Consider the following 3,753-nt stretch of genomic DNA (forward strand, 5'->3'; position numbering starts at 1 on the left):
ATTCAACACGCGGAGGACGACCGCCCGCTGCTTATCGCCAGCATCGCGTAACCAACGTCCGTGCCTCGTACAACTAGTGTGCTGCAACGTCTACGCCGTTGTACGGCGCAAAAAATTGTGCGCCATTCCACCGGGTCCGCACGACGGCAACGCGGCCGTGCCCGAGATGGCGCCCGGAGCCTCGCTGCATCTACCAGTTGAGGTCGACGGTGCAGGCTTCTACCTAGGCCCGCGACGGCACGTAACCAATATTGATGTTGCGCAGACAAACAAGGAGTGCTGTTGTGCTGTCCAAGGAGAACGATGACTAAACATGATTATGCGGTCCCGCACGTTCCGGCTGAGTGGGCAGCAAACCCTCACGTGCTCCGCTGGTGGGGCGCCGAGCAAGACGCGGTTCTCGCGGAGCAAATCAAAACATCCGCATGGTTGTACCACTGGAGGCTTCACCCCGCGATCGAGGCGATCACAGTGCCCGACACATACGAACGATGGCGGGAAGCGGACTCACTGTGCGTTCAGTATGCCCACTACAACCTCGTCATGTACTTCGGTGTCGCACGAGCACAGGCACTCGGGTTGGAGTCGTTAATCCGGCGGCCGCAGGAGAAGCGTTGCGTACTATGCAAATCGGGCTTCTCCGAGTCGCAAGTCGCACCGTGGGCAGTCGACCGGCTTGGCGGTGTCGACGCGATCGATTTCTGCCAGGAATGCTCCCAAAATGGGTGTTACGGTGTGCCGGAGTCAGCGGCGACGACTCGTTCGGCGATGATCGAATATGCCACTCGCTTGGCTTCGCTCTTTGGATCCGTGCCTCCCCAAGGGATCCTTTCGAGCGGGCAGCCGTTCGCAGGCATGTCCGCCGACCTGCGACGCGAGCTGCTTGAGCTTGGAATGACACAACCGGACATCGCATCTGTAAAGGCAGAGTTCGGCTCATGGTTAGGGCTCCTGATAGCAGCCAGCGTGCTGCCCAACGGTACCCAGAAGATGGCGCGGGGGATCAGGTCAGTCGCGGCGGATGGGCACGTGTGTACTTCGCTTGGCGAGAGGACCATTGACGACTGGCTGACCGCGGAACGCATTCCGCACGAGAAGGAACCTCGGTATCCAGGCAGCTTGATGCGCGCCGACTTCAAGGTAGGTGATATCTGGATTGAGTATTTCGGCCTTGCCGGCGACCCGAAATACGACGCCAAGACGGTACGCAAACGCCTCCTCGCCGCTGAACATAACCTCACGTTGGTCGAGCTGTATCCGGCAGACCTGGTGAACTGGGCGCGCGGTCGGCTCAAACTCGCCCGCCTCATTCCCGGAAGTGCGGAGGGGCGGCTGATGCAAGGACGAAGCCATCTGGATGGGATGTAATCGTCGGGAGCCTGCATGCCCAGCCTGGAAACTGAGCCTCTACGGTGGGCGTTCACGGATGTACGTGCATGAAGCGTGCACTGTGCATATGAACTGAAACCGTCTGTTGCGGTGTCGGTCCCGATGCGGGCGAACGTAACCCGCCGGCGGGCACTGCGGCGGGCCTGCCGATCAGAGTCAACCGTTGTGAAGTCACTATTCCTTGGTATTGACACTGCGAAGGAAGCCATGAGGTGACGACAGCAGGCTCCAGCGGTCGGCGGTCCGTCGAGCGGGCCATGACTACTCGACACGCTCCGTGCTGCGAGATTGCCCGTAGTGGAGTGACCAGGAGCGACGAGGCGTTTACGTTGGCACAGTGCCCTCGGGATGCTGACTTCGATCGAATTCGAGAACGTACACTTCAGACGCCAACCCGTAGCCTGAGGTCAAATATCGCGACTCCACGGAACTCAACTGAAGCGGGGCGGGAACAAATGTTTCGTGGCATCATTGGCATGTTGAGCTTCTACTCGGAAGGCACTTGGCTATTTAGTGGCTGGATAGGTCTTGGCTTCGCGTTCGTCAATTACCTGAACGTTCCATTCGTGCCCTGCGATTTTCAAGCCCATTTCAGATCTTGAGAGTGTCGAACGGACCGCTAGATACTCGGCGTCGAACTGACGTTTATCTGGCCCTGTCGCTTCGATTATCCACTCTTCACTGGCGGAGGAAGGGGATAGTCCTTCTTCCCGTAGGTACTTTCGAACTGGTTGTTGGTCCTCGATGCAGCTCACTTCGATCAAGTATTCGCGCTGTTCCATCAGAAGATACTAGCGACCAATGCAGTGACCCGTTGATGGGAGCCCACGGTTGCGGTCTCGCTCGTCTCGATGTGAGATGAGCGAGTTACGAGGTTCGTCATGGTGAAGTCGTTTTCGTTCAGTGCTTTGACTTGGGGTGATGGCACTCACCTCGGCTTCGGGTCAGTGGATCTCGGGTCGGGCGGACTACACGAAGGTCGCCTGATCTACACGTAGGGTGATAGATTTCCGCCACCGCCGACGGTACCGATATCGCCATCCAAGTCCCCCGATCTGTCTGCGCCTCAAGCAGAATCGCGGCCTAGATCGACACGCTCATCGCCGAGATGGACTTGGCCTGGCGATGAATTCGTCAGGGTAGGCAACGGCTCGACATCCTAGAGGAGGCTGAGCAGTATATGCTCGGGTCCGCTCGGCACTGGCCGGTATCATAGCCGATACCAGGTCAAGACCTACAAGCGTCCGGCATCGTAAACGACCCCAAGGGCTTGTTCGACGACCCGACCCACATCGTTGATCTGATCAAGCACGTGACGACTGTGGCGGTGGAGACGATGAAGATCGCCGAATCGACCGGAATTGATACCGCTACACAACTGTTCGTGTGTGGTGGAGGCGATTTGGGGCTGTTCACTTGTTGGCCGGGCACGGTGTCAACTGTTTCGGGCGGTCCCGCTCCGGGAAACGCAGGGCGAATTCGTCCCCGGACTCGCCCGTGCGATTCAATGCACACACCCGGTAAATATGGGGCACACTGAATGGAAGCTGTTTGTGAACACTGAGGTCCGTTACAGCACTGACAGTGAGAAGAATAAGTCATTGCGTTTTGCCCTCTACAACGCCAGGGGCGGTGCATGCCACTGGTGTAGGAAGCCCAAAGATTTCCTCGACATCCAGATCGACCACGTGATTCCTACAAAGATGGACGAGCAGCAGCGTGAGAAATTGCTAAGGGATCTTCTCAAGAACGACCAAAGGCAGCCGCTACCAGAGCCGAGTCCGTGCAGTTGTCGATCGACCAGCCGACATTTCTGACTGAGCGTGTGCCGAAGCTGTGATCGCGAATCTTCGACCGCGAGCAGGGCTAAGGCTTAGCGCGGGGTGAGGGATCGCCGGATCTGCCGTCGCCTATCGAGAATGGACTGACATGGTTGAGGCACTGGTCGCTACAGCAATCTAACGGGGAGTTGCATGACAATGAAGCCGCGCAACGGTTTTCGCAAGCAAGCTGTACGACGCTCCTTGGAGCGGTCGCCGCTCCCCAGCCGATGAACACCCAACAGAGCATCACGGTGGCGATCGACGACATTCTCACCGACTGGCACCTCGGAGTGCTGTCCACGGAAGGCGCTCAGCATGCAGCGACTGCCAGTTCCTAAGGCGGACTGCCCTCGAAATGTTAGGTCTAACAGTCGATTCCGTGAAGGTCGCGTGCGATCCCGTCTCCAAGTACGTGGCGCGGGTCGCCCCATCCGATCGAGATTGTGGTGGGCACACCAAAGAGTGGGTTTGGAGAGGTCGATTCGCAGGCGAAGTTCACTGGAAGCAAGGGGCGTGAATGTGATCATCCGGTCTCCTGTCC

At 58.2% G+C, this 3,753-nt stretch carries 2 protein-coding genes; one reads left to right on the plus strand and one right to left on the minus strand.

The features are described from left to right. Positions 1–303: 303 nt before the first annotated feature. Positions 304–1,368, plus strand: a complete 1,065-nt coding sequence (locus AC1Q61_RS32620; protein ID WP_128638037.1) for a hypothetical protein — start codon at positions 304–306, stop codon at positions 1,366–1,368. Positions 1,369–1,895: 527 nt separating this feature from the next. Here the strand turns inward: AC1Q61_RS32620 and AC1Q61_RS32625 are convergent. After that, positions 1,896–2,171: a hypothetical protein gene (locus AC1Q61_RS32625; RefSeq protein ID WP_128638038.1), complete on the minus strand. Its 276-nt coding sequence runs from the start codon at positions 2,169–2,171 to the stop codon at positions 1,896–1,898. Positions 2,172–3,753 lie beyond the last annotated feature (1,582 nt).

The organism is Rhodococcus sp. MPR-R1B (assembly GCF_058793255.1).